Annotated in this window: 2 protein-coding genes; both read left to right on the top strand. The window is 35.5% G+C overall.

Translation table 11 applies throughout. The annotated features are described in order from the left end of the window. The first annotated feature begins 2 nt into the window (after window positions 1-2). Window positions 3-140 (top strand): TrmB family transcriptional regulator sugar-binding domain-containing protein, encoded by a 138-nt coding sequence (locus tag AMDU4_RS14235; RefSeq protein ID WP_394324951.1) that lies wholly within the window; start codon window positions 3-5, stop codon window positions 138-140. Between the two features lie 208 nt (window positions 141-348). Beyond that, window positions 349-1,588, top strand: a 1,240-nt coding sequence (locus AMDU4_RS13755; RefSeq protein WP_021788531.1) for a family 1 glycosylhydrolase, incomplete at its 3' end; no start/stop codon positions are given.

Raw genomic sequence — 1,588 nt, 5'->3', positions numbered from 1 at the left:
TCATTAAAACGGAGCGCATTAACGGAAAAAGACAGACATTTTATATAAGTTCTGAAGGTAAAACATATTCTGTAGGGGGTAAATCGGCGCTTTATGAGGATATTAAATTGATCAATATAACTATTACAAGGGCGGTTTAATATCAAACTATTGATAAATTTTCACACCATCCTTAATTTAACATTGTATGTGAGAAATACCCACCTCCTTCATAGCAGACCAAAAATCATCTCTTTATGCGAAAACAAAAGTGAGAACCTATTATGCTTAAGCTGGGAGATCATTTTGGAATACTCATATCAATAGTATGTAAAAAATTTTTAATAACCTGCACATATTAAAGAGATAATGTTTGATAAAAATTTTAAATTCGGTTTTTCCGAATGTGGTTTTCAGTTTGAAATGGGGTTATCTGATGAAGACAAAAATTCCGACTGGTATGCATGGGCAAACAGTAGGAGCAATGCACAAAACCACTATGTTTCTGGAGACCTCCCACAGAACGGAGTTGCATACTGGGATATGTACCCTATTGACCATGAAAATGCCAGAAATCTAGGCATGAACTCTGGAAGGCTTTCGGTAGAATGGTCACGTATTTTCCCTGAATCAACAGAGAGCGTATATGCAGACTCAATAATTGAGAATGGAGATGTCAAAAAAGTAATCATAACAATGGACATGCTTGAAAAACTGGATAAAATAGCAAACCAGGATGCAATATCACACTACAGCGATATATTTTCAGACTTTAAATCCAGAGGAAACTTCCTTATAATTAATTTATATCACTGGGCAATTCCATTATGGCTCAATAATCCAGATAAAAATCCCGAAAAGTCATTGTGCAACTGTTTTGATAACAGAATAATAATAGAATTTGCAAAATATGCCGCATTTATTGCGTGGAAATTTGATAGATTTGCTGACAGATGGTGTACAATGAACGAACCAAATATGGTTTATCAGGGATGCAGTATGGACCATTCCCTGAGTAACACAATACAGAAGAAAAGAAAATTTGCCGAAGGCCATGCAAGGGCATACGATTCAATAAAATATGTCACCAGCAAACCTGTAGGAATTATTTTTGCTAATGGGGATATAATGCCTTTTTCTGAAAAGGATTATGAAGCATCTGAACGTGCAAAGTACATAAACAGATATTCGTTTTTTGATTCGATTATAAAGGGCAATTGTGAAGGTATAACAACGGATGGTAAGACACAGAATTTAAGGGATGACCTTATGAACCGTGTAGACTGGCTTGGTCTCAATTATTATAGCCGGGATGTTGTGGAAAAAGATGATGGCGAATACGGTTTTAAAATAGTTAAGGGATACGGTCATTATTGTCCAGAAATGGAAACTTCAAAGGCCGGTAATCCGGTAAGTGATACAGGGTGGGAAATATATCCGGAAGGAATATATAATATAATACATGATTATTATAAGAGATACGGAATACCTATAACGATTACAGAAAATGGTTTAGCCGATGAGGCTGATAAATACCGGTCTTATTATATTTCTTCGCATCTGAGCAATATTGAAAGGGCTATTAAAGACGGTTTTAAGGTCGAGGGTA

This window comes from Ferroplasma sp. Type II (assembly GCF_000496155.1).
Note: the sequence above shows the minus strand (reverse complement) of the source record. Positions and strands in the feature narration are given on the sequence as shown.